The 23,885-nt window shown below is 65.9% G+C and carries 24 protein-coding genes and 1 tRNA gene; 4 read left to right on the forward strand and 21 right to left on the reverse strand.

The features are described 5' to 3' along the window. Nucleotides 1-155: 155 nt before the first annotated feature. The 16 genes from ACWDPV_RS17205 to ACWDPV_RS17280 form a co-directional block, all read right to left on the reverse strand. Entirely contained in the window at nt 156-311 is a 156-nt protein-coding gene (locus ACWDPV_RS17205; RefSeq protein ID WP_449743965.1) for a hypothetical protein, read from the reverse strand. Further along, nucleotides 308-4,417: a transglycosylase family protein gene (locus ACWDPV_RS17210; protein ID WP_449743966.1), complete on the reverse strand. Its 4,110-nt coding sequence runs from the start codon at nt 4,415-4,417 to the stop codon at nt 308-310. Before ACWDPV_RS17210 ends, ACWDPV_RS17205 begins: the two co-directional genes overlap by 4 nt. Nucleotides 4,418-4,534: 117 nt before the next feature. Next, nucleotides 4,535-4,852: a hypothetical protein gene (locus tag ACWDPV_RS17215; RefSeq protein WP_449743967.1), complete on the reverse strand. Its 318-nt coding sequence runs from the start codon at nt 4,850-4,852 to the stop codon at nt 4,535-4,537. Continuing rightward, complete coding sequence (locus ACWDPV_RS17220) at nt 4,846-5,280, reverse strand: hypothetical protein (protein ID WP_449743968.1); 435 nt, start codon at nt 5,278-5,280, stop codon at nt 4,846-4,848. The genes ACWDPV_RS17215 and ACWDPV_RS17220 overlap by 7 nt, the downstream gene beginning before the upstream one ends. 74 nt (nt 5,281-5,354) lie before the next feature. After that, complete coding sequence (locus ACWDPV_RS17225; protein WP_449743969.1) at nt 5,355-5,651, reverse strand: hypothetical protein; 297 nt, start codon at nt 5,649-5,651, stop codon at nt 5,355-5,357. A 4-nt stretch (nt 5,652-5,655) separates the two neighbouring features. After that, complete coding sequence (locus tag ACWDPV_RS17230; protein ID WP_449743970.1) at nt 5,656-6,102, reverse strand: hypothetical protein; 447 nt, start codon at nt 6,100-6,102, stop codon at nt 5,656-5,658. Beyond that, nucleotides 6,102-6,269 carry a hypothetical protein gene (locus ACWDPV_RS17235; RefSeq protein ID WP_449743971.1) on the reverse strand — a complete coding sequence of 56 codons (168 nt, stop codon included), beginning with the start codon at nt 6,267-6,269 and terminating at the stop codon, nt 6,102-6,104. Before ACWDPV_RS17235 ends, ACWDPV_RS17230 begins: the two co-directional genes overlap by 1 nt. 1,144 nt (nt 6,270-7,413) lie before the next feature. Then, nucleotides 7,414-7,848 (reverse strand): hypothetical protein, encoded by a 435-nt coding sequence (locus tag ACWDPV_RS17240; RefSeq protein ID WP_449743972.1) that lies wholly within the window; start codon nt 7,846-7,848, stop codon nt 7,414-7,416. Beyond that, nucleotides 7,845-9,170, reverse strand: coding sequence for an AAA family ATPase (locus tag ACWDPV_RS17245; protein ID WP_449743973.1), 1,326 nt, complete (start codon nt 9,168-9,170; stop codon nt 7,845-7,847). The genes ACWDPV_RS17240 and ACWDPV_RS17245 overlap by 4 nt, the downstream gene beginning before the upstream one ends. Continuing rightward, nucleotides 9,167-10,279, reverse strand: a complete 1,113-nt coding sequence (locus ACWDPV_RS17250) for a bifunctional DNA primase/polymerase (protein ID WP_449743974.1) — start codon at nt 10,277-10,279, stop codon at nt 9,167-9,169. The genes ACWDPV_RS17245 and ACWDPV_RS17250 overlap by 4 nt, the downstream gene beginning before the upstream one ends. Before the next feature lie 132 nt (nt 10,280-10,411). Further along, entirely contained in the window at nt 10,412-10,687 is a 276-nt protein-coding gene (locus ACWDPV_RS17255) for a hypothetical protein (RefSeq protein WP_449743975.1), read from the reverse strand. Next, on the reverse strand, nt 10,684-10,977 hold the full coding sequence (locus ACWDPV_RS17260; RefSeq protein ID WP_449743976.1) for a hypothetical protein: 294 nt from the start codon (nt 10,975-10,977) through the stop codon (nt 10,684-10,686). Before ACWDPV_RS17260 ends, ACWDPV_RS17255 begins: the two co-directional genes overlap by 4 nt. Next, nucleotides 10,974-11,819, reverse strand: a complete 846-nt coding sequence (locus tag ACWDPV_RS17265) for a hypothetical protein (protein ID WP_449743977.1) — start codon at nt 11,817-11,819, stop codon at nt 10,974-10,976. Before ACWDPV_RS17265 ends, ACWDPV_RS17260 begins: the two co-directional genes overlap by 4 nt. After that, nucleotides 11,816-11,971 (reverse strand): hypothetical protein, encoded by a 156-nt coding sequence (locus tag ACWDPV_RS17270; protein ID WP_449743978.1) that lies wholly within the window; start codon nt 11,969-11,971, stop codon nt 11,816-11,818. The genes ACWDPV_RS17265 and ACWDPV_RS17270 overlap by 4 nt, the downstream gene beginning before the upstream one ends. 86 nt (nt 11,972-12,057) lie before the next feature. Beyond that, nucleotides 12,058-12,315 carry a hypothetical protein gene (locus ACWDPV_RS17275; RefSeq protein ID WP_449743979.1) on the reverse strand — a complete coding sequence of 86 codons (258 nt, stop codon included), beginning with the start codon at nt 12,313-12,315 and terminating at the stop codon, nt 12,058-12,060. Then, nucleotides 12,308-12,568, reverse strand: a complete 261-nt coding sequence (locus tag ACWDPV_RS17280; RefSeq protein WP_449743980.1) for a helix-turn-helix transcriptional regulator — start codon at nt 12,566-12,568, stop codon at nt 12,308-12,310. Before ACWDPV_RS17280 ends, ACWDPV_RS17275 begins: the two co-directional genes overlap by 8 nt. A gap of 245 nt (nt 12,569-12,813) precedes the next feature. Here ACWDPV_RS17280 and ACWDPV_RS17285 point away from each other — a divergent pair, with 245 nt between their 5' ends. Further along, entirely contained in the window at nt 12,814-14,121 is a 1,308-nt protein-coding gene (locus ACWDPV_RS17285) for a tyrosine-type recombinase/integrase (protein WP_449743981.1), read from the forward strand. An 89-nt stretch (nt 14,122-14,210) separates the two neighbouring features. On the opposite strand, the gene ACWDPV_RS17290 is transcribed toward ACWDPV_RS17285, so the two are convergent. Then, nucleotides 14,211-14,284: transfer RNA gene (locus tag ACWDPV_RS17290), tRNA-Leu, on the reverse strand. Between the two features lie 144 nt (nt 14,285-14,428). Between ACWDPV_RS17290 and ACWDPV_RS17295 the strand changes: the two genes are divergently transcribed. Beyond that, a complete protein-coding gene (locus ACWDPV_RS17295; RefSeq protein ID WP_348803968.1) occupies nt 14,429-15,055 on the forward strand; it encodes an ANTAR domain-containing response regulator in 627 nt (208 codons plus the stop codon). A gap of 156 nt (nt 15,056-15,211) precedes the next feature. Continuing rightward, nucleotides 15,212-16,531, forward strand: a complete 1,320-nt coding sequence (locus tag ACWDPV_RS17300) for an ABC transporter substrate-binding protein (RefSeq protein ID WP_348803967.1) — start codon at nt 15,212-15,214, stop codon at nt 16,529-16,531. Nucleotides 16,532-16,597: 66 nt separating this feature from the next. On the opposite strand, the gene ACWDPV_RS17305 is transcribed toward ACWDPV_RS17300, so the two are convergent. From ACWDPV_RS17305 to ACWDPV_RS17320, 4 genes are read right to left on the reverse strand one after another with little or no spacing between them, the layout of a single operon-like run. Further along, nucleotides 16,598-17,476: an ABC transporter ATP-binding protein gene (locus ACWDPV_RS17305; protein WP_348803966.1), complete on the reverse strand. Its 879-nt coding sequence runs from the start codon at nt 17,474-17,476 to the stop codon at nt 16,598-16,600. Continuing rightward, the gene (locus tag ACWDPV_RS17310; RefSeq protein WP_348803964.1) at nt 17,473-18,513 is read right to left on the reverse strand and encodes an ABC transporter ATP-binding protein; all 1,041 of its coding nucleotides are present in this window, start codon (nt 18,511-18,513) and stop codon (nt 17,473-17,475) included. Before ACWDPV_RS17310 ends, ACWDPV_RS17305 begins: the two co-directional genes overlap by 4 nt. Continuing rightward, nucleotides 18,506-19,495 (reverse strand): branched-chain amino acid ABC transporter permease, encoded by a 990-nt coding sequence (locus ACWDPV_RS17315; protein ID WP_348803963.1) that lies wholly within the window; start codon nt 19,493-19,495, stop codon nt 18,506-18,508. The genes ACWDPV_RS17310 and ACWDPV_RS17315 overlap by 8 nt, the downstream gene beginning before the upstream one ends. Before the next feature lies 1 nt (nt 19,496). Continuing rightward, on the reverse strand, nt 19,497-20,849 hold the full coding sequence (locus ACWDPV_RS17320) for an ABC transporter permease subunit (RefSeq protein ID WP_449744023.1): 1,353 nt from the start codon (nt 20,847-20,849) through the stop codon (nt 19,497-19,499). Between the two features lie 327 nt (nt 20,850-21,176). On the opposite strand from ACWDPV_RS17320, the gene polA reads away from it, so the two are divergent. Then, the gene (gene polA, locus ACWDPV_RS17325) at nt 21,177-23,873 is read left to right on the forward strand and encodes a DNA polymerase I (protein WP_348804250.1); all 2,697 of its coding nucleotides are present in this window, start codon (nt 21,177-21,179) and stop codon (nt 23,871-23,873) included. Nucleotides 23,874-23,885 lie beyond the last annotated feature (12 nt).

Raw genomic sequence — 23,885 nt, forward strand, 5'->3', positions numbered from 1 at the left:
ACCGCGAGTTTGGACAGTGCGAGATCCGGCCGAATAGCGTTGATGTGTCGGCGTTCCCCGGCGCGCGTTGCGTGACCTCCCCGGTAAACCGGGGGACACTTCCACCCGACAAGGGCACCACCCGCGACGATCTCGCCGGTGGTGCCCTTTCCATATCAGCGGCGCCGGTGCTCGCTCTCGCCGTCCGGCGGTAGGTAGCGCGAGAACCCGTAACGGCGATCCTGTCGACGTAGCCGGGCGTCGACGTCGTGCTCGCGCATCACCGCGGCGTAACCCTGCGGGTTGCGGTCGGGGTCTGGTCGGTCGGTCATCCGCGGCGTCCCATCTTCGACCGGCGCATCTGCCGGTTCTGCATGTCCTGCATGGTCGACATGACTTGATCGGTCGAGGCGCCGGTGTTGATCGTGCCGACCAGCGGCCCGGCGACACCGGACAACAGGGATTCGAGCATCCCCGGCGCTGCTTCGGGCAGATACGACGCGAAGTCCTGCGCGGTCTTGGCTCCCCACTGGGCGAGTGCCTCCCCACTCTGGGCGATAGCCGCGGCCGGGTTGCCCGCGAGGGCCTGACCCCACGCGGGCGCGGCCTTGGCGATACCCCCGGCAATCTCGGCGATGGCGGGTGCCTTCTTCGCGATGGTCGAGACCTGCGGCCCGCCGATGCCGAGCGGGGTGTGAGTGGCAAAGCTCTTTGCGGTGTCGATGCCGAGTTGCTGGTCGGCGGTCAACTGCGTTGCGTTGCCGGTGCCGTCGGTCTTGGGCTTGCCGACGACGGCCTCGAACTGCTCACGCATCCACCGGGACAGCATCGACTCTTCGCTCGCCGTCGTGGTGCTCGCGGGCGGGGTGGTCGTCGACGGCGTGGTGCCGGTCGGCGTCGTGGTCGTGGTGTCCGGGGTGGTGGTGGTCGACGGTGCGGGGGTGACGGTGACCGGATCGGCCGGGGTGCCCGCCGGTGCGGTCCCTGCGCGTTGGATACCGGCACGCAACTTCGCTTCGTCCTCACGGCCGAAGTTCTGCCCGGCACCCGAACCCCACGGCGACCCGCCGGACTTGTTGAAAATGGCCGCGGCGATCTCGGCCTGTTGCTCGGGGGTCGCCTGTCCCGCGGACGGGGCGTACTTGTCGCCGCCGTTGGCCTTCCACGTGCCCAGTGCGATCTGGAAGAGTCCCGACGCTTCGTTGCCCCCACTGTTGGCGTCCTGGACCTGTTGCACGATGTCGGCCTTGCCGCCGGATTCGCGCTGTATCAGCTTGTCCCACTCGGGGTCTGTCGACGAATAGGTGCCGTCGGCGTTCTTCTTCAGCGGGATCGTGTCGACGTTCGACGGCGTCGACGTGGTGGTCGAGGGCGTCGACGTGGTGGTGCTGGCACCCGACGAACCGGTCGAGGTTCCCCCGCTGGTGCCGGTGGTGTCGGCGCTGAAGTTCCACGCGGTCGGCATGTTCACGACGTAGACCTTGGTGAGCTTGGGGTCCTTCATCGCGTCGGCGAGCGACGGCGTGCCCTTCTCGAACTCCGGCGTGAGCTTGCCCGACGTCTTGCCGCTGAACTGCGCGCCGAGTCCCTCGGTCGCGGCTCCCGCTCCCGCGGTGGGGTCGCCGGGCTGCGTTGCGGCGCCGTCGCCGATCGGGCCGGACGCGCGCAGGTGCACGTGATCCTGGTGACCGGCGTAATCCGATGCGAAGTAGCTACCGTCGTCCTTCTGGCGACCGTGCCAACCGAGTTGCTCGCCGGTCTGCGGATTCTGCCAAATGACCTGCTCGATCGCGGTGGTCGAGGGTGCGATGTCGATCAGGTGCGCGGCGAAAGCCTGCATCTTGTCGACCGGGCCCGACCAGTCGATGCCGCGGTTGAGTCCCTGCGGGTTGGCCGCGTAACCGGCCTCGTTGCGGTCGCTTTCCTGGTGGCCGGGGTAGGTCGAGGGCTGGACGCCGTAGGCGGCGCCGAGCTTGGTCACCCAGTCGGGGAAACCGGTGCCGCCGTATCCGATCGACGTCCCGGCGGGGAGGCCGTAGCCGCCGCCGTCGGCGAATCCGGCCCCGCCGACCATCAGGCGCAGGAAGTCCGCGGACGGCACCCACCCGGCCTGTAGCGCAGTGAGCAACGGCATGGTTTCCGGCGTCACGCCCTGCTGCGGGACGACGAACTCACCCTTGTGGACGATGCCTGCGGGCTGGTACTTGCCGCCGTCGCCGGTGTAACCGCCACCGGCGAAGCTCACGTGCGGGATCGCCGAGATATTGACGCCGGGCACCTTGTTGAGTACCGACGTGAAGCTGTTCAGCTTGTCGATTGCCCAGTTCAGCGCGGTCGCAAGGCCGGACTTGATGCCGTCCCAGAGTCCGGACAGGGCCGACGTCACCTTGCCCGGTAGACCCTTCATCAGGTCGACGAACCCGTTCCACTTATCGGTGATCCACTCGATCACGGTGGTGACGCCGCTCTTGACGTCCTCGAACCGGTCGGTCAACCACTTCAGGGCCGGGGTGATCACGTTGTCGACGGCCCACGTGATCGCGGTGGCGATCGCCGAGAACACGGCCGCGATGATCGTTCCGAGCAGGTTGATAGCGGGAATGAGAATCGGCACGATGACGCCGACAAGCTGCACCAGTAGGCCGATGATCTGCACGACGACCGGCAACAGTGCGCCGATGATCTGAACCAGGCTCGGGAACAACTGTTGTCCGACCTGAAGCAAGGGCGGGATGAGCGGCAACAGTGCGCCGAGTAGCTCGCCGATCGCGCCGACGATCTGGGGGAGCAACGGCGCAAGCATGTTCAGGATCGACACCCAGTAGTCGCCGAGCATCGACGCGACCTGTCCCAGCACTGGGACGATGGCGGCGAGTACGGGTGAGAGCGCGTCGACCAACTGCGAGATCACCGGCGCGAGGGCGGTGAAGACCTGCGCAAGCACCGGCGCGAACTGCGCGACCAATTGCCCGATGACCTGACCGACCAGCGGCACCAACGGCGCCGCGGCGGCGATCAGCGCCGAGAACGCTTCGCCGAGCGGGCCGATAGCCGGGGCGAGTCCCTGCACAAGGCCGGTCAGTGCGGTTCCGACGGTCTGAAGCACCGACGACAGCGGGCCCAGTAGCGGGGCGAGTGCGGTTGCGACCGCCGAGATCAACTGTGCCAGAACGGGGAGCACGGGCGCGAGCGCGTTTGCGAGGGTCGCGCCGAGCGCGCCGAGCGGCCCGGCGATCGTCTGAAGCGCGTTGCCGAGTGCCGAGAACAACGGCATGAGCGCGGGCATGACGGCCGTTGCCATCGTGGTCAATGCGGTGAGCAAACCGCCAATCAGCGGCGACAGCGATTGCAAGAACGTGACCAGACCGGAGAAGAACGCCGGGTCGAGGTTGGCGAAGACCGAACCGACCGCGGCGCCGAGCGTGCCGATTGCCATGCCGATCTGTGTCATCAACGGCGCCATGTTCGCGCCGAACGTCGCGAAGCTCGCGAACATCGACGACAGACCGGGTCCCAGTGCCGACACCATGTTCACGGCCCCGCCGAGTGCGCCTTGGATCTGAGGGGTGGCCTCGACCAGGCGTGCCGTGATGTCGTTGAACAAGCCTGACGTCGCCTTTGCGATGCCCTCCATCTGCGGGGTAATCGACCCCATCAGCGTCGACAGCGACGCGAAACCGGCCTTCATGTCGGTCGCGAAAACCGATGACACGCTGGACTTCAGCGCGTCGAACGCCGGTTGCGCGGTCTCGGCGGCTTCTTTGATGCCGTCCATACCGAGCGCGATGGTTCCGGCCATCGCACCGAACGCGATACCGACTCCGGCACCGGCGACCGCGAGTCCGCCGAGTGCGCCACCGGCAAGGCCGATCGCACCGCCGAGACCGGCGACGGCCGACGTGATCAGACCGATCTTTCCCGCGGTCTTCGCGAGTCCTCCCAGGCCGCCGTCGGAGTCGCCACCGGCGCCACTCCCGCCGACGTTGCGGTGTCGGGTGGTGATTGTTGAGGTCTGGTCTTGGGCGAGTGCGCGCAACCGGGCTTGCGTTGCCCGGTAGGCGGCTTCGTCGAGCGACGGCGTCACCGACACCCGTAGATCCATGCGGGACAGTCGCCGGTGCGCGTCGGCCTCGAATCGGCGCCACGCGGCTTCGTCGACGGTGGGCTTGACGTTGACGGTGAACCCGCGGCGAGAGATCCGTTGTTCGGCGTCGCGTAGTGACGTGTCGTTCACGGTCAGCCGGGCTTCGACGGTGAACCGTGAGGCCTTCAGCCGGTCTCGTGTCTCGCGGGCGAACCGCGAGGTATCCGGGCGTAGGTCGACGTCGGTGGTGAGCCGACCGGCGGCGAGTTCGCGCCGTGCGCGGTTGTGGAATCCGGATGAATCCGGAACGAGCTTGACGGCACCTTCGCCGACGCTGAAAGCCTTACCGGCCATGTCGAGGGGTCACCTAACGAACGACGCTTGACCCTCCCCGGTCCTGCGGGCTTTCATTCCCCGCACGTCTCGACCATCATCGCACGGCCTGTCAAAACTCCCGCCGATGGCCGCGGGTCACCCGTTTGTCGATGAGAACCCGAACCCGTTGGTGCCCTTAGTTTTTGAGTTGACGTCAACCGGCCCGTTGCGGTGCCGGGTGCCGATCGCGATGACCGACGCGCGGCGACGGCGTGCCCGGTGAGCACCGGCGGCGATGATTCTGGGCCGCGGTTCGGCGTCTTCGTCGAACACGTCATCACGCCATGCGCCGACGTCGGCCCGCTCGATGTCGGATGACAGCGCGTAATCCGCAAGGTCGACGTCGTCGGGTCCTCCCCGTGAGCACTCGACGGCGACGACCTCGCGGCCGAACAACCGTAGCTCGATCAGCACGCGACACCCCCACGTGCGGCCGACATCGCCGCGCGTATCGCGTCCGTCGACGCGACGGCCTCGGCCCGTCGCTGCGCGGCCCGCTGGCGAGCATCCTTCATTTCGAGTTCGTCGAGTTCGCGGGCGATCCGTGCGCGACTCTCGGCGTCTCGCTGTTCGCGAAGCTCCGGCGTCGGGTCGGGATCACAGAACCCCCAACCGCTCGCGAACACAACGCGCGTCCACCAACGGCCCTGATCCGGCCATGCCTGCCCGTCACGGCCACCCTTGCCGAACTCGCGCGGTTGGCGGGTGAACGCGGTCTCGTCGAGCAGGCCGTCGGGCACGACGGCGTCACGGCCCCAGTGGGCGCGGTAGCAGTCGGCGCGCAGGCACCGGAGACACTCGAACCCGACGGGTGCGGTCCCGCGCGGGCCTCCGCTAGACACGCGGATATGCGTTGTGCGGGGCGTCAATTCGTGCCCACGGGGGCACTCGGCGGGCACGTCCAATCGGTCGTCGGTCATGCGGCCAACCATCGCCGGTGCGCGAGATCCTGGCGCCAATGGGGCCACGGCACCCGCTCGGATGGCGACAACGGCCGTTCGTATCCGTCGGCGAACGGGTTGCACTCACACGCGCCGGTCGCCACACACCGCCGCGTGTGCCCGTCGTAGGCCGCGGCGAACTCCGCGTCGGTCTTCGGTTCGGCAGGTATCGCGGCGAGGAACTCGGCCTCGGTCCGCGGTTGGGGCTTCGGTGCCGATGCGGTCGGCGCCGTGGTGGTCCCCGCGGGTGGGGTGCTGCGTTTGCGTGCCATACGGCTACGTCCGTTTCTTCGGTCGGGTGCGCGAGGGCTTGCGGGCGATGCTCACCGCGTCGTCGGTGCCGGTCTTGTTGTCGTACTGCCCGCGCACGGTGAACGGCGCCACCCCGCCGGTATGGGCCGGGGTGCCGCTGGCCGCATCGGAGATCCGGCGGTCGAGGGTGTGAATCAACTTCGCCGCAAGCTCGGTTTGCCCGCGCAGGGCGGGCAATGTCGGGTTGGGCTTCTCGGCGCCGGTTTCCGGCGTGACGACGACCGCGCCGACGCGGGCAATGCTCGCTTCGAGGTCACGCGCGGTGTCGGTGACGACGGCCAACCGCTCGATGAGCGCGTGATCGGACGGGTCGAGGTCGACACCCTCACTCGCTGCCCACTCGGTGTAGTGCTTGCGCAGCGCGGCGCCGGTGGTCCCGGTCGCCGCGGTCTTGCGTGCTCGCGGCGGCACTACGCACCCGCGTTCTGTGCCGCTGCTGCGATCTGGGCGTGAACGGTCGCGACGGTCAACTGTCGTTCGCCGGTGGCGATGGCGTGCGGGGTGCCCTTCTCGAACGCGGCCTCGGCCTCGGTGAGGGCGGTCTCTGCGGCGGTGATGTGTGCGGCGGCGGTTGCCATGCTCGGCTCCTGTGTTCGTGGGGTCCCCGGATGCACCCATGATCGCATCCCTTGTCAAAACTCACGCCGATGAGTTCGGTTGTGGCGCAACCGTGTTCGTTCGGGTTGACGTCAAACGTGACAACTGCGCGTGGGTGTCCCCGCGGTGGGGCGAGAGCGTCGTCGAGGGGTCCGGCGTCCGGTCGGGTCGCTGTGCGGCCGTCGTTCCTGCGGCCTCATTCGCGCTGTGACGGCCGATCGGCCCGTTCGGGCGTGGTGGTGGGGTCCGGGGTGTCTGCGGGGCTCTGCGGGCCGCGAGGGCGACGGCCGGGCCACCCCGCGAGGGGCCGGGGGCGGCGGTGGGGCGGTAGCGGTTCCGTTATGGTTTGCCGAAAATGTCTCGGCGACAACGTGTTTCGCGCTGCGGGCCGCCGGTGGCCGCGGTCGTGCTCCCCGCGGTGGTGGGGCGGCTCTGGGGCTTTCGGGGCGTATATGCGCAGGTCAGGGCCGATTATGCAGGCCTGCATAGTGCCCTTATGGATGTCTCACGTGGATTCTGGCAGTACGGGGCGGGGCCCTGGGCGATCGGACCGGGGAGGGGTCCCACCCCCACCCCTCACGCGATGCCCTACACCGGCCCCACGTCCTCGCTGACGCTCCTACGACGCCCGACGTCCGTCGGCTCACCCTCGACGGTCCGGCGCCACACGGGCGATCTGACACCCTCCGTGTCGCTCGCTCGCCCTCCCCCTATAGGGGTTCCGGTGGGCGGGCGAAAGACGCCCGCCCCCTCCCACGTGGACCATTCGCCCATTGCTCGCCCAATGATGGGCGAGAGACAAAACATGCTTTGAACTGCACATATGAGGCTACTTGTTGGTGTGTCTCGCCCAACTGTCGAGGTTTGGGCGGGCGAGGCGATCAACGACGTTTCGGCGATGGTCTCTCGCCCAACGATGGGCGAGTGAACGAAACAGGTCCTTGACCTGCGCATATGCCTGGACCCCTACCCCTCGCACTACCTGTCACGGTTAACGCTCAAATAGGGACCCCTACCAACGTAGTTCGCACGGTTGGTGGGTAACCGTGACAGACCCCTACCCGTGCGCAGATACGACAACGGCCCTCACACCCGAAGGTGCAAGGGCCGTGATGGTCGTCGAGGCTATGCGCGGGTGCGCTTGGGGGTGAAGATGATCCCGACGGTGCTGCCGGGAAAGTGGTCGCTTCGGGGCGAGATCGCGACCTCGATGCCGTCGGCGCTGCACGCACGGATTAGGTCGAGGAACGTGTCGTCGAGGGTCACCGACCCGTAGGGCTGCCAGAGCATCGCACGCGAACCGTCGTCGAGCTTGACCCGCCGGGGGTGGTCGATGTACTCCCTCACCGGCCCGCGGTTGCGGTCGCAATAACACGGCGCCTTGCCACGCTCGCCGTACGGGTTGCGGCACCGCTTGCCGACAACCCACCGCGGGCACGTCTCGGGGAAGCCGGACAATTCGACGGACACGATGCTCTGGCCGTTGATAGACGTGAGGCTCGCGTCGGTGGGGGCGTTCGGCCTGACGTTGCGCCGGATCGCGGGGGTGGTGGTGGTCACTGGTCGTTCTCGCTCTCTGCGCTCTCGCGCTGGTTGGCCTTGATGGTGTACTTCTTGGGTCGCTCGCGCAGTTGGTAGACCTCGACCGAATACGGCCGACCACTCTTGTTGAGTCGCTCGACTTTGGTCTTGCGCACCTGCGCGACGTCGAGTCTCACAAGGCTGTTCAGAATCGCCCGGATGGTCTGCCGGTTGCCGGTGATCTCGTCGTGGTCTTCGATCTCTCCGGCCGTGAGACCGTCGGGCGCACCCTCGGGGAATCCACTCAACGCGGCCTTGATCTCGCGGGCGATACGCGCGCCGGTGTCCTCGCCCTTGTCGGCCCGGTCGGCGGCTTCGGCCTCGTCGAGGTCGCGCAGCTCCCACGTCACGGCGCCGACGTGACCGGCCTCGTCGGGGTGCGGGGGTGCGGTGATGTCGAGGGCATATTCTCGCCCGCCGTAGCGGTTGCCGAACTCGACTTCGAGGGCCGCGCGCTTGTTGTTCTTGTCGAACGGCTTGCGGTGACGCTGAAGAACCCACGAATCGACCCACTCGCCGACACCGGCCATGCTGATGTTGTGGAGGTCGAGCGATCCGGTCGACTTCTTGAAGTGGTCGACGATGATCAACGCGCACTTGTCGCGCACCAACTCTGAGAGATCAGAGAGCATCTTTCCCCGCTGGTACAGGTTCGAGGTCTCGACCCCCTCGGCGTGGACGTTGTAGAGCGAATCGACGATGAGTAGACCGGGCTTGTGCTCGTCGAGCTTCGCCGTCACGTTCTCCCGGAACTCAATCGTGTTGATCGGTGCGCGGTTGTGGGTCACGTGGAAGTGCCCTCGCAACTCTGCGCGTTGCTCGGGGCTCCGAATCCCGTACCCGTTGCACACTTCCTGGAAACGTAGCTGGAACTGATCAGAGCCACCCTCAGCGGCCATGTAGACCACCGGTGCGCGGGTGACCTTGAACCGGCCCAAGTAGTCGACACCCGCGGCGACGGCGACGGCGAGCAACAGTGCGTTGTAGCTCTTGAAGGTCTTCTTTTCCCCGGCCATCGCGCCGTAGCTGAGATCAGGCCATAGACCCTCGACCAACCAATTACGCTTCGGGAGCGGGGCGAACAGATCGTCGACCCCTCGCCACTCCCACCGCGGGGCATCACTGACTAGCGCGTCGTCCCAGTCGTTCGCGTCATCGTCGACGTCGGGAACTACGGTCAACTCTGCTCGCGTTGCGCGCGTTGACGTTTCGGCCTCGATCATGGCCTCTTCCATCTCTTCTTGGGTGTCGTATTCGACGCCGTCATACTCGAACCCGCACGGGTCGTCACCGGTACTCACGCGACCACCGCACCCCGGACGGCACCGGTCAGTGACCGTGTGACTTCGCCCTTGGCCTCGCTGCTCGCGGGGATACGACCACCGGCCTCACGTGCGCGTCGGCCCGCGGGGGTGACCTCGACCAAGTACGCCTCGATGATCCGCATGACGGCGCGGTAGACGCCGGGACACCCACCGCGGCAACCGTCCTCGGCGCGGCCGGTGCCGAACCGGACGGCCTTCCAAATGAGGCTGTTCATCGTGGGGTAGGCGTTGCCGCGCATGGCGAAGTGAAGCGACACCGGGTCGCCGATGTCGGCCATGTGCTCGCACGGCGCAGACTTCGCACCGGGGAGCGTGGCGACCAACTGCCGCCACTCTCGCGGACCGACGTCCTCGCCGGAGAACACGAACGCCGACCACTCTTCGGGCACCGCGGCCCGGCGTGAACGGCGCTCGGTGACCTTCAGGCCGTCGACCCACTCGGCCGGTAGCTCGGGGAGATCGGCGATATTCGGCACGGCGCAGGGTTCGAGGTCCGGGCCGAACCACCGATAGACGCGGGGCGGATCGACCCGGCCCTTGTCGTCCCACGTGACCACCGACGGAGCGACCACTGCGTAACGGTGGTGTGCCTGGATGATCTCGACCGCGGGGCGAATCTCCCCGCGCAGCTTGGTCCCGGCGGGCACCCGAAAGTAGTAGATGCCCGAACCGCTCTCGGGGTCGCGCGAGGTCGACATGTAGGTGTCGGGGAGTGGGCCCCACTCGGCGACCTTGGCTCGCATGGTCTGGTCACCATGCTTGTCTCCGTAAACATCGACGTCGATGCCGACCACGCCGTCGGCCATGCGCAGGCACATGTTGCCGTCGTGGTCGTCGAGCAACGCGAGGGCCTCGTCGGTGGTGGGCCGGGGATTCTTGCCGCCGGTGGTGTCCTTCGGCGGGGGCTTTTTGCGGCCCTCGGGCAACGGCAACGGGGTGCCGAGACCGGATGCGATCAGTTCGCGTGCCGCGCATTGCGTGTCGCGTCGGTCGTCGGTGCTACGATGAGAGTCGTTCTCATCGTAGTGGGATCGCCCGGCCAAACCCTCGCCCTTGTCGGCGGGGGTTTTGTCGTTGGGGGACATGCGTTCTCAATTCTGCGTAGTGGGTGTGGGGTGTCTGCGCGGGGCATCGGAGACAACCACCACTGCCGCGGTGCCACCCGCGACGTCTTCAGCCTACCGGTCAGATCGCCCGCGACACGCCGAACGGCGTTGCTATGCAACAGAACTCGACCGATTGACGTCAACCAAGCGAACAGACGGCCGGGGTGCGACGTAGGCAACGAACACGTCACGCTGCACGTCACTGCCGGGCCGGATCGCCTTGCATCGCTGGCGCTGGTGGGCGATCGGCCCGCCGGTGCGGCGGCGCTCGACGAAGATCTCGCCACGTCGGAGCACCGCCGACACCTTCCAGCACGTCCGGCACACCGGCATGTCGGCGCCGTCCGGGTCGTAGAACTTGGCCTCGCGGCGACGGTTGGCGATCATGCCGCGTCCCCGTCGTCCGGTCCGAACTCATCGGCCCACTTCTCTTCGATCATCGCGGCGTCGTCGGCGAGCGGGTCGACGGGCCGACCGTTGCGGTCATAGGTCGCCGTCCCGGCCTTCTGCGCGTCGCGGATACGGGCCCGGCGCTGGGCCGCAAGCTGCGAACGCTTCTCGTTGGCCGCGTCCTGCGACCCGTCGATGTGACGACCGAATCCCTTGCGGTAGCCGGGCGACCGGCGGCGCTGGGCGGTGGTCGGTTCACCGGTGAGGTACTGCCCGAACCCGCTCACTTGGCACCGCCGGTCATCAGGGCCCGCGCAGCGTCGGACACGTCGAGGCGTTCGAGGATCTCGTCGACAACCTCCCACGTGCGGGCCGACGTGTGCCGGTCATCGTTGCCCGTCGGCCACGCATCGACCCGGCCGGTCGCGTCGACGACGAACCCGCGGTCGGCGCGCTTGCGCACCCAGTGAAGCGAGCACGCGGCGGCGAGCGTGCGGTCGCGGACAAGGTCGCGAGTCTGCCACGCGCTGACCGCGGCCTGACCCTTGCCGATCGCGTCCTCGGCCGTGGTGGCGCCGTCGAGGGCCTCGACGACCTGCTCGGCGAGCTTCGCGAGATCCGCGAGGTCGGCGGCGACCGCTGAGACCAGGTCCCGGCGCATCCCGCGGACGTCGGCGGTGAGGGCCCGCGAGGTCTGACGGCCGACCTCGACCCGCGCAGCGGCGAGCGCGTCGGCGTCGGTCCGGCGCCGGTGGAAGTCGACCAGCGCGGCGACGTGTGCGCCGTCCGGGTCCACGGGCTCCCCGGCCTCACCCGCGGCGCGCATCGCCTCGACGATCCGCGCGGTCGGGTCTGCGGTGTCCGGCACGGTGAGCGCACCGACGGCGCGCTGGTGACCACGCAAGGCACGCTTGATCACAGGTGCCGCCAATTCCTCGGCGCGGCCGGACAGGACCGGGCGCAGCGACGGCCGCGGTCGGTCCTCACCCCGCCGGGCGGCGGCGATGGATTCCGACATGCGCTCGGTCTCGATCTGCAACCGGCGGTCGCTGGCCTGCTCGGCGAGCGTGGGCCGGTGCGGTTCGTCCGGGAACGTGGGCGGGGTCGTGGTGATGTCGTCGATGGTCATCGGTTCGTGTTCTCCTCGGTGAGTTCGATCAGATTGCCGTCGGCGTCCTCGGTGAGTTCGATCGGCGGCTCGTCGTCGTAGGTGTAGACCAGCGCGCTACCGTCGAACTTCGGCGTGAGCGGTCGGGTCTGTAATCGGTTCTGCGCGTGCATTTTCGGACCTCTGGTTAGGTAGGTCCTCCCCGGTCACCGACGGGCGTCGGTGTCTTACTGCGTCGGCGCGGGGCACACGGCGACGGTCATTCGGCGGTGCTGGCGAGCTTTTCGAGAATCGGAATCCACTCGGCCCCGGCCGCGGTGATCTCGGCGTCGAGACGTTCCATCGCGGCTTCGGCACCCTCCGGGGCGAAGTTCGCCGCGCTGACGCCGACGAACGCGAAGAGCGACACGGCGATAGCGCGGGCGGCTGCGCCGTCGAGGTACATGCTTTCGCCGCCGTGGGTGAGCTTGATCAGATCGCCGAGTAGCTCGACGGTGGGCGCAGCGGTGTCAGGCATCGGTGGTGTTCCCCTCGAACTCGGCCGGGTCGCGGAACTGGTCGGCGAGTTCCCCGCGTGCGCTCTTCGCCTTCTGCGACTCGACCCACCGGGCGAAGTCCGGTTCGTCGCACACAAGGCGCTTGCCCAAGATGTACATGACGGGCCCGCGACCGTACTTGTGCATTTCGCGGACACCTGCGGGCGACGTGCCGATGATGTTCGCGACCTCGTCGAGGGTGAATCGTCGAATCTCGACGTTCGTGGTGGTCATTTTGTCTCCGGTTTCTTCGGTGTTTCTGACACCCAAAGAATGACCAACCGAAAACGCATCGTCAAGCCTCTGAACTGCGGAAATAGATCGTCAATTGACGCTAACTGTTACAACTTGGGTTGATTGTATGGGTGACCAGCAATGATTAATTGACGCATTTAATCGTCAATCGTGACAGCTTGTGAGGCAGATCACATGAGCGTAGGTGCTGCTCGCAATGGTCTACGAACCCGTACAGTCGAGGCATGACGACGACGGATGAACAACAACCACCGAAGCGCGGGCGCCGCGGCGGGGTCGAGGACCGATGGCACACCCGCGCGAAGGACCCCGTCACCGGGCGCCGTAAGCGATCGACCAAGTACGGCAAGGGCAACCGGTGGCAAGGCCGGTTCGTCGACGCTGACGGCCACGAACACATGAAAACCTTTGCGCTGAAGGATGACGCGCAACAGTGGGTCGACCAGAACACGGCCGATCTGGTCACCGGCCGGTTCGTGCGCAAGGCAGCGGGGGAGCGCACCGTCGGCGAGGTCGCCGAGCAATGGATCGACGCGAAGGCCGCACGCAAACCGAAAACCGTTGCCGGGTACCGGTCACTACTCGACACCTGCGTTCTCCCGACGTGGCGCGATACCCCGCTGGCCGGTGTCGACTTCGCCGGTGTCCGGGCGTGGGTGCTGGCGATGCAAGCGGGAGAACACGCGGTGCCCGAAGGTGCCCGCCGTCGCAAGCTCTCGGCGTCGCGCGTGATCCAAGCGCATCAGGTCCTACGTCAGGTCCTCGGCGACGCGGTGCGCCTTCAGCTACTCCCATCGAATCCGGCTGACGGCGTCGAGTTGCCACGCAAGGCCGAAGCACCGAAGCGGTTCCTAGATCACGCGCAGGTCGAGGCGCTCGCCGACGCGATGCCCTCACCCGCCGATCGGGTCATGGTGTACGTGCTCGCGTATGCCGGTCTGCGCTACGGCGAAGCGGTCGCGCTGCGCCGGGTCGACGTGAACCTCGACGACGGGCGCCTCGACGTTGCCCGGTCGGTGACGTGGGTACGTGGGCAAGGCGCCGTCGAGGGCACGACAAAGGGTCACGAATCGCGCTCGGTGCCGGTCCCCGCGTTCCTGGTCGACATGCTGCGCGAGCACCTGGACACCGTGCCGAAGGCGACCGGCACTCTCGTGTTCGGTGGCCGTGACGGATGGATGACGCCGGGTGAGTTCCGATGGCGATTCGATCCGGCCGCGACCGCTGCCGGTGTCGAGGGCCTCACACCCCACGAACTGCGCCACACCGCGGCGTCGCTGGCGATCCGGTCGGGTGCGAACGTGAAGGTCGTGCAACGGATGCTTGGGCACAAGTCGGCGACGCTCACCCTCGACCGATACGGGCATCTCTTCAGCGACGAACTCGACGCGCTGGCAACGGCCCTGAACGACGCGAGGACGGCCGCGCTGAAGCCTGCCGAGAACGCGCCGGACATCGCGCAGATTGTGGCGATGCTCGACCTCTCAGCGGACCAAATATCGAGGCTTTCGGACCTGCTCGCGAGCACCTGAGCGGGCGCTACTGCGAGCAGTTGCGAGCAGTTGAGGCGCTACCCCCGATGGGTATGTGGTCGAAAACCTGCCCTGACCTGGTCTTTCTGTGCCCTCGGTGAGACTCGAACTCACACTGGACGGGTTTTGAATCCGTTGCCTCTGCCAATTGGGCTACGAGGGCATGCTGCCGTGCGGGGGCTGCAGCAGACAAGTCTAGATGATCAGCCGGAGACGGTGACAGCCGGTACGCTTCGGTGCATCACCCGCCGAGTGCGGGGGGTGCGACCTGGTGTTTTCGGGTGTTGAACTCAATGCGGAGGAGGGGATGGTGACGGTGGTTGACAGTGCGTCGGTGACGCCGGCCGAACAGCAGACAACACATAAGGTGCTTGTCGCGGAGGATGACTCTCTCATCCGGATGGACCTCATCGAGATGTTGCGCGAGGAGGGATACGAGGTCGTCGGCGAGGCGCCGAACGGTCAGACCGCGGTCGACCTCACCGAGAAGCTGTCCCCGGATCTGGTGATCATGGACATCAAGATGCCGGTCCGCGACGGGATCGACGCGGCCGCCGAGATCGCGAGCAAACGTCTGGCACCGGTGGTGATGCTGACCGCGTTCAGTCAGCGTGACTTCATCGAGAAGGCCCGAGAGGCCGGGGCGATGGCCTATCTGGTCAAGCCCTTCACGAAGGCCGATCTGGTCCCGGCGATCGAGGTGGCGGTCAGTCGCTACCAGGAACTGCGGGAGCTGGAGAAGGAAGTCGCGTCGATGGCCGACCGACTGGAGACCCGCAAACTCGTCGAACGGGCCAAGGGCCTCCTGATGGAGAAGCAGTCTCTCTCGGAACCCGAGGCATTCAAGTGGATTCAGCGGGCTGCGATGGATCGTCGTACCACGATGAAGGCTGTCGCGCAGGTCGTGGTGGAGACGTTGGGTCCGCAGGAGTGAGCCAGACCGGTTGATGAATCGGGTTGCGATCACACGAGTTTCACGATCTTTACGTCGTGGCAATACGATCGCGTTAGCTTGACCTCAGCGATTCGCGGTTCCTGCGTCGTTGCGACGCACTGCATCGCAGACAACAGAATCACAAGGAGAGCATTGATGTCTTTTCGCTTTGTGAGAAGCGGTGCGGTGGTGTTCACCGCGGCTGCGGCACTTGCGGTGGCCGGCTGTAGTAGCTCCAGCTCGGATTCATCGGAGGGTGCCACGTCCTCGAGCACCACGGCCCAGTGCGACAACCCGCCGCAGGCCACACCCGGTCCGGTGAGTACGAGCGCGCTCAAGATCGGCACGCTTCTGCCCGAGACCGGCAGCCTCGCCTTCCTCGGGCCACCCATGATCGCCGGCACCAAACTCGCCGTCAAGGACGTCAATGCCGCGGGCGGTGTCCTGGACAAACCGGTACAGCTGGTGACCGGCGACTCGGGTGACACCACCACAGACACCGCCAACGCGACCGTCGACCGCGAGTTGGCAGCCGGAACGCAGGTCATCGTTGGTGCGGCATCATCCTCGGTGTCGTTGAAGGTCATCGACAAGATCGCCAACGCCGGTGTGGTGATGTTCTCTCCGGCCAACACCTCCGATCAGTTCACCTGCTACGCGGACAAGGGCATGTACTTCCGCACCGCACCGCCGGACGTCCTTCAGGCGCAGGCGCTCTCGCAGACGATGGCAGGCGACGGTGTGCAGCGCGTGTCGATTCTGGCCCTCAACGATCCGTACGGAACCGGTCTGGCCGATAACACCGTGAAGGACCTCGAGGCCGCGGGCATTCCGTCCGATCAGATTCAGAAGATCATCTACGATCCCAACGCCCAGTCGTTCAACGCCGAGGTCGACCAGGTCAAGAACTTCGATCCGGACGGCATCGCGGTGATCGGTTTCGACGAGTCGTCGAAGATCCTCACCCGTATGCACGAGGTGGGCATCGGGCCGACGGACGGCAAGAAGGTCTACGGCGTCGACGGAAACATGGGCAACGCGCTCGGCGAGGCCGTCGGTACGGGCCTGCTCGCCGGCATGAAGGGTACGACCCCGCTGACCAAGACCTCCAACGAGTTCCAGGCGGAATTGAAGGTTGTCGATCCTTCGTTGATCGATTTCAACTACGCGGGTGAAAGCTACGACGCGGTCATCATGTCGGCCTTGGCGGCAGCCAAGGCGAAGTCGACCGACGGCAAGGCGATCGCGGCGAACATCAACTCGATCTCCAACGGTACCGACAAGTGCACCACATACCAGCAGTGCCTCGATATGTTGGGGCAGGGCAAGGACATTCGCTACGAGGGTCCGACGGGCAACCTCGCGTTCAGTGCGTCGGGTGAGCCGACCAACGGGTCGTACGGCATTCTGGAGTTCAACGCCCAGAACAAGCTGGTCGAACCGGTCGGCAAATACATCACGGTGTCCGCGAACTGATGTGATCAAAGCCGAGGGCCGGAAGTGCGTTCAGCGCTTCCGGCCCCTCGGACGTTCGCGGTGCGTCTACGTGTCCTGCGCCGCGTGTCGCCCTTGCTGTTTCATCGTTGGCGCAGCGTCCGCCGACGTCTCGGAACTGCCCGCCAGCGTTCCCAAGTAGAGTTCGATGACCTTCGGATCGGACGCCAGGTTCTTTCCGGTGTCGGTGTATGCGTTGCGGCCTTGATCAAGGACATAGCCCCGGTCGCAGATCTGCAGACACCTACGCGCGTTCTGTTCGACCATGATGATCGACACCCCGGTGGCATTGATCGCCTTGCATCGGATGAAGACCTCGTCCTGGAACATCGGTGACAATCCGGCGGACGGCTCGTCGAGGAGCAGCACCGACGGTTCCATCATCAGTGCGCGTCCCATGGCGACCATCTGTCGTTCACCGCCGGAGAGGGCGCCCGCCTTGACCTTCCGACGCTCCGACAGCAGCGGGAACAGTTCGGAGACGACGTCGAACCGCTTACGAAATGTCTTGGGCCGCAGGTACACACCCATTTCGAGGTTCTCTTCGATGGTCAATGCCGAGAAGACGTTCTGGGTTTGCGGAACGTAGCCCACGCCTTTGTTGACCAGGATGTGTGCCTTCGCCGAGGTGATGTCCTCGCCACGCAGTGTGACCGAACCTCGACGGACGGGGATCAACCCGAACAGGGTCTTCAGCAAGGTCGACTTACCGGCGCCGTTGGGGCCGATGATGCCGACGATCTCACCGTCGTCGAGATAGAAATTGCAGCCCTCGAGAATGTTGATTCCCGGCAGGTATCCGGCGGTGATGTCGTCGGCGCGCAGCAGCGCGTTGACCGCGAGCCGCCTGTGTTCCTCGGGTGTCGCCGCGAGTTGGGCCGGCGTCAACGATCCGGTGTCCGGCGCGGGACCGGGGTCAGTGCTCACGAGTTGCCCTTCGTGTCGGTGGCCGGTGTGTCGGTCACGGGGCCCGGCTCGGACAGATCCCCGCCCTCCTCCAAGGTGGTTTCGATCGCGGCCTCGACCTGTTCGGCGATCACCGCGGTTGCGCCGATCGGTCGGCCCCGATCGTCGAACTCCAGCGGTTGATCGTGGTGGCCACCGAGATATGCGTCGACGACCGCCTCGTTGGCCCCGAGCTGGTCGGGAAGGGATTCGGCGATGATCTCGCCTTGCGCCATCACGACCACCCAGTCGCTGATGTCGCGGATGACGTCCATGTCGTGCTCGACGAAGACCACGGTCACACCGTCGTCGCGCAACGACTTGATGTGGCCCAGCAGGCTTTGTGTGAGCGCCGGGTTCACCCCTGCCATCGGCTCGTCGAGCATGACGATCTTCGGGTCGGTCATCAAAGCCCGCGCCATCTCCAGGAGCTTTCGCTGTCCGCCGGACAGGGAGCCAGCCAGATCGTCGGCCTTGGCGTCGAGCTTGAACCGGGCCAGGACCTCGTGGGCGCGTTCGGTGATCTCGCGTTCCTGGGCGCGCCACGTCCACGGCGCCAGCGCGGCCAGGAAGTGCTCTCCGCGTTGGCCGCCGGCCCCGAGTTTCACGTTGTCGAGGACGCTGAGCTTCGACAACGCCTTGGTGAGCTGGAAGGTGCGGACCATGCCGCGTCGTGCGACCTGATGCGGCACCATCCGACCAAGCGATTCACCGTCCAGCGACCACGTTCCGGTATCGGGTTTGTCGAAACCGGTGATGAGATTGAAGAACGTGGTCTTGCCGGCGCCGTTGGGGCCGATCAGACCAGTGATGGCTCCGCGTTGGATCTCAAGGTGATCGACCTGCACGGCCTTCAGCCCGCCGAAGGTCCGCGTGATGTGGTCGACGACGATGATCGGGTCGGGCTTGGCGCAACCCGGAGCCGGGTCGACGCTGCCGAAGATGTGCGCGCGTTGGTCGGCCGAGAGCGACTTGAGGTTGCTGCGTGCAGCCGCGGTGCGGTCGTGGGTGTCAGGCATCGAGTTGCACCTCCCGCTTGTTTCCGAGAATGCCCTGTGGTCGGAAGACCATCATCAGCATGATGGCGAGGCCGAGGATGACGTAGCGTACGGCGCCCACCTGTTGTTCCGACATCGACAACAGCGGGTGATCACCCGCGGTGGCCTGCCGGAGGAGAACGTCGGGGACGGCGAGCAGGAACCAGAACAGCATGGCGCCCAGCACCGGGCCGAACACTGTCGCGGCACCGCCGAGGATCAGCGCGCCGTAGGCGAAGAACGTCTGTGCCGTCGAGTAGAAATCAGGGTTGATCGACTGCGTGGCCAGCGAGTTGAAGACACCGGCAAGTGCGCCGATACAACCACCGAGAATCAGTGCCTGCATCTTGAAGAAATACGCGTTCTTCCCCAATGCGCGTGCGGCGTCTTCGTCCTCGCGTACCGCCTTGAGGACCCTGCCCCAGGGGCTGTGGGCCAGCAGGTAGACAACGAGGCAGAGTAGGGCGACGACGGTCCACCCGATCACCATGGCCCACAGATCGCCGCCGATGAACTTCACACCGAGGAACGAATACTGCTTGCCGTTGTCGAACGGGCTGGCGGCAAAGAAGGGGCCGCCATACCCGTAGATCCCGTTGGTCGAATGCGTGAAGTCGTCGGTAGAGGTCGATCGAAAGATCAGCCGGAGGATCTCCGAGGCCGCGATGGTGACGATGGCGAGGTAGTCGGCGCGCAGTCGCAGTGTCGGGAACCCGAGTAGCACGGCCAACAGTGCGGCAGCGGCGATGCCGACGATCGCACCGAGCCACAAGGGCTGGTCGTAGTTGACCGCCATGATCCCGACGCCGTAGCCGCCGAGAAGCGCGAACCCGATCTGACCGAAGTTGAGCAGGCCTGCGTACCCGAAGTGCAGGTTCAACCCGATCGCCAGGAGTGCGTAGAAGATCGCCGACGGCCCGATGAGCTGCGCGAAGGAAATCTGAAATGCGGAGATGATGTCCATGTCAGCCGATCCTCGCTCGCGATCCGAGAATGCCCTGAGGCCTGATGGTCAAAATGATGATCAGGATGAGCAGGCCACCGACGTACTTCAGGTCGGGGCTGAGCCAGTACGTCGACAATTGCACGACGAGGCCGACGATCACGCAACCGAGAAGTGCGCCATAGGCGGTTCCCAGACCGCCCAACGTGATGCCTGCGAACATCAGCAGCAGGAGTTTGAAACCCATCTCCCATTGCACTCGTCCGCCGAGTTCGGAGAGCCCGAGTAGGACGCCACCCAGGGTGGCCAACCCCCCCGCAAGCGCCCAGACGAACAGGATCACCCGGTCGACGTTGATTCCCGACGATGCGGCGAGATCGCGGTTGTCGGCGACTGCCCGCATCGCCTTGCCGATCCGTGTTTTCTGCAGCATCAGCGCCACCGCCAACAAGGTGACCAGACTGATGATGATGCATGCCAGGTTGATCGGGGTGATGGCGAAGGCCCCAGAACCGATCTGCGTCTGGACCTGATAGTCGACGAATGCCTCGGAGCGGTCGGAGAAGAAGATCAGGATCAGATAGCGCATCACCAATGCGAGCCCGATCGAGACGACGAGCATTGCCACGAGGCCAGTTCGCCGCCTTCGCAGCGGACGCCAGATCCCCAGCTCGTTGACGACGCCGACACCGATCCCGATGACGACCGCGATGACGGTCGCGGCGATCAGCTGAATCCCGAACTTGACGTTGAGCACCCACGCGATCACCGCTCCGAGAGTGACCAGCTCACCGTGGGCGAAGTTCGTCAGTCCCGTGGTGCCGAAGATGAGACTCAGGCCGACCCCGCTGATGGCGATGATGAGACCGAAACGCAGGCCGTCGATGGTCAGACGGGTGAACTTGGCCAGCGGCGATACCTCGGCACTCGATCGTTTGGCGCCGAAGGAGAAGATCACCGGGCGAGCGGTGCCGGAGCTGACGTCGACGGGCAGCTCCTCCTTCTGCACCTCGATTCCTTCCGGCAGGCTGCTCTTCTCGATTGCGATCGTGTAGTTACCGGGTGGCACCATGAGTTGCCACGTTCCGGTCGCCGACGAGGTGGCGGTGGCCACGACCTTGCCGCCGGAGTCGGTCGCCGTGACCTTCACGCCGGCGATCTTCTCCGAACCGTTGCGCAACGTACCGAACACCTGGACGTCGTTGGGTGCGGCTGTGGCGGTGCTGGCACCGATCACTCCGCCCAGCAGCGACGCCGCGAGCGCGAGGAAGAGGATGATCGTGACTCTGCGGATGCGGGGCGGTGTGGACGCCGCGTGCCTTTCGGGTCTGGCGCCGACAAGAATCCCACCCGGCCCACCACCCTCAAAAGACATCTGCCGATCGGGCTCGGACATCGACTGGTTTACCTCCCAGGTGGATCGGATGGTGCCGGCGCGTATGCCGACCGCACGCGCACCTGCCGGAGAGTAGCCTCACCGCCTTCGCGAGATGACGACATCGAGGTTTCCCAGATGTAACATCTGCATACCGCGAGTTCAGGACGTTGCGTGCGACCGCACAGGTTGGTGTCCGAGCCCATCACTAGACTCGCAGGGGTGAGTCCCGCGACCAACGTTTCCCGCATTCCGGACAAGTCCGCCTCGGAAAAGACCGCCCCCCAGACGAAGACGCGCGCCAAGGCCGACACACAACCGGTGTTGATGTTGCTCGACGGGCATTCGTTGGCCTACCGTGCCTTCTTCGCGCTGCCCGCGGAGAACTTCCGGACCGAGACCGGCCAGCACACCAACGCGGTGTACGGCTTCACCTCGATGTTGATCAACCTGCTGCGCGACGAGGAACCGACGCACATCGCGGCCGCGTTCGATGTGTCCCGCAAGACCTTCCGCTCCGACATGTACCCCGAGTACAAGGCGCAGCGGTCGAAGTCGCCGGACGAGTTCAACGGTCAGGTCGACGTGACCAAGGAGGTCCTCGACGCGCTGGGTATCCAGGTCATGGCCATCGAGGGCTACGAGGCCGACGACATCATCGCCACCCTGGCCACCGAGGCCGAGGCGCAGGGTTTCAAGGTTCTCGTCGTCACCGGTGACCGTGACTCGCTGCAACTCGTCGACGACTCGGTCACCGTGCTCTACCCCAAGAAGGGTGTGTCCGAGCTGACCCGCTTCACTCCCGAAGAGGTGGAGAAGAAGTACGGTCTGACGCCTGCGCAATACCCCGACTATGCGGCGCTGCGCGGTGACCCCAGTGACAACCTGCCGGGTATTCCCGGCGTGGGGGAGAAGACCGCCTCCAAGTGGATTCGCCAGTATGGTTCGCTGGCCTCCCTCGTCGATCACGTCGACGAGGTGAAGGGCAAGGTCGGAGACGCGCTGCGGGCCAACCTGGCATCGGTGCAGACCAATCGACAGCTCACCGAACTGATTCGTGACATGCAGCTGCCGGCCGGGCCGCAGGATCTGGCCCGGGTCGGCTGGGACCGCGATCGCATCCACCAGCTCTTCGACGATCTGGAATTCCGCGTCCTGCGCGATCGGCTGTTCTCGACCCTGAGCTCGGTGGTGCCCGAGGCCGAGTCCGGGTTCGATCTCGACGGTTCGGTCCTCGGCGCCGGTGAGGTCGGTGGATGGCTGAGCGAGCATGCCCGCACCGGGCGGGCCGGACTGACCATCACCGCCCCGCACACCGTCGTCGGTACCGACGTCAACGGCATCGCGATCGCCGCGGCCGACGGTGTCTCGGCATATGTGGACATCACCCAGCTCGACCCGGCCGACGAGAAGGCCCTCGGTGAGTGGCTCGGTGACACCGGCATCGCCAAGGCTCTCCACGAGACCAAATGGGCCATCCACGCATTGCGATCCCGGGGGTGGGTGCTGCGTGGGGTCACCAGCGACACCGCGCTCGCGGCCTATCTCGTCCGTCCCGGACAGCGCACCTTCAACCTCGACGACCTCGCACTGCGGTACCTGCGGCGCGAATTGCGTGCCGACGACGGTTCCGGGGATGCGCAACTGTCGCTGCTCGATGACGACGGCGGGCTGGGCGAGCAGGCCGAACATCACATGCTCGAGGCACGAGCGGTCGCCGAACTCGCCGACGTCCTCGACACCGAACTCGACCGCATCGACTCTCGCGCACTGCTCACCGAGATGGAACTGCCGCTGTTGTTCGTCCTCGCCGATCTCGAGGCCGCCGGGATCGCCGTCGACGTCGAGCATTTCGGTGACCTCGAGGAAGAGTTCGCCGAGCGGATCCGCACCGCCGCCGAGGCCGCCTACGAGGTGATCGGGGAGCAGATCAATCTCGGCTCACCCAAGCAACTGCAGACGGTGCTGTTCGACAAGCTCGACATGCCGAAGACCAAGAAGACCAAGACCGGCTACACCACCGATGCCGACGCCCTGCAGACCCTGTACGAGAAGACCGAGCATCCGTTCCTGGCGCATCTGCTCGAACACCGTGATGCGACCCGGCTCAAGGTGACCGTCGACGGGCTGCTGAAGTCGGTGGCCGACGACGGTCGCATTCACACCACCTTCAATCAGACGGTGGCCGCGACCGGGCGGCTCTCGTCGACCGAACCGAATCTGCAGAACATCCCCGTTCGCACCGATGCCGGGCGCCAGATCCGGCGCGGTTTTGTGGTCGGTGCCGGGAGCGGAGCGAGCGGGCCGGGTGGAAGCGGTGAGGGTTTCGACGATCTGATGACGGCCGACTACAGCCAGATCGAGATGCGCATCATGGCGCATCTGTCGGAGGACGCCGGTCTGATCGAGGCGTTCAACACCGGTGAGGATCTGCACAACTTCGTCGGGTCCCGTGCGTTCGGGGTGCCCATCGACGAGGTGACCACCGAGATGCGGCATCGTGTCAAAGCGATGTCGTACGGACTTGCCTACGGGCTCAGCGCCTTTGGGCTCGCCGCCCAACTACGGATCAGTCGTGACGAGGCCAAGGAACAGATGGAGGCCTACTTCGCCCGGTTCGGCGGAGTGCGTGACTACCTCCGCGACGTCGTCTCCGAGGCACGTCGCAACGAGTACACCGCAACGCTGTTCGGGCGTCGCCGCTACCTGCCCGACCTCAACAGCGACAATTGGCAGCGCCGCCAATCGGCCGAACGGATGGCCCTCAACGCGCCCATCCAGGGCACCGCCGCCGACATCATCAAGGTGGCCATGATCAACGTGCACAAGCGGCTTGCGGCCGAAGGGCTGCGGTCGCGCATGCTGCTGCAGGTGCACGACGAACTCGTCGTCGAGGTCGTCGACGCCGAACGTGAGCAGGTCGAGGCGGCGGTCCGCGAGGAGATGGGGTCGGCGATCACCCTGTCGGTGCCACTGGAGGTGTCCGTCGGGTACGGCCGGTCCTGGGACGATGCCGCGCACTGAGGGCTGATTCTT

Source organism: Gordonia sp. NPDC003504 (genome assembly GCF_053587995.1).